At 66.7% G+C, this 330-nt stretch carries 1 protein-coding gene; it reads right to left on the reverse strand.

The window, feature by feature from the left end; all coding sequences use genetic code 11:
• Positions 1-266 (reverse strand): transposase (locus D2L64_RS26975; protein ID WP_147376335.1); only part of this gene is annotated, 266 nt, incomplete at its 3' end.
• Positions 267-330 lie beyond the last annotated feature (64 nt).

Genomic DNA, 330 nt, shown 5'->3' on the forward strand with positions numbered 1-330 from the left:
GAGGCGGCCTTCAGGATCTCATTGGCCCGTTTCAGCTCCGCGTTCTCCCGCCGCAACCGGCGCAGCTCCTCCACCTCCGAGGTCGTCGGCCGGTCGCCCCGCAGGCCACGGTCGGCCTCGTCCTGGCGGATCCAGTTGCGCAACGCCTCGTGATGCACCCCAAGCTGGCGGGCCAGCTGGCGGATCACGGGCTTCGGGTCCGACTCCCGATACAACCGCACCGCACGTTCACGCAGCTCATCGGGGTACTTCTTCGGTGCTGCCACGGATGACTCCCTTCAGCTCCATCAGAGCATGATCGAAAGCCTCCGAGCTACCGGGGGAACCTCA

Source organism: Micromonospora radicis, from assembly GCF_003583405.1.
Taxonomy (GTDB): domain Bacteria; phylum Actinomycetota; class Actinomycetes; order Mycobacteriales; family Micromonosporaceae; genus Micromonospora; species Micromonospora radicis.